General features: G+C 48.5%; 1 pseudogene. It reads right to left on the bottom strand.

Going from position 1 to position 262, the window contains the following annotated elements:
* Nucleotides 1–208: pseudogene (locus ACYP03_RS26705) on the bottom strand (hypothetical protein); the annotation flags it as partial.
* Nucleotides 209–262 lie beyond the last annotated feature (54 nt).

Consider the following 262-nt stretch of genomic DNA (forward strand, 5'->3'; position numbering starts at 1 on the left):
TACTCATAATGGCGTAAGCGCAGAGGTCGATACAAAACACTTTAGCTAATGCGAATAGCCTGTCTTCAACCCAACTACGGCGGTGCTCGTAACTGACACCGGACTCTTCATCCAGTCCGCAGAGGAAAGCGCGACGTACACACCGGGAAATGCAGTGGTAGTAGGCCGTAGCTTCAAGGCAAATTTGCTGATGTCTGGCTGTTGTCATGCAAGCGTTCACAAATAAGTGACTGTATGTATGAACAGTACACAAGAGCGTGTT

The organism is Photobacterium sp. R1, assembly GCF_054600795.1.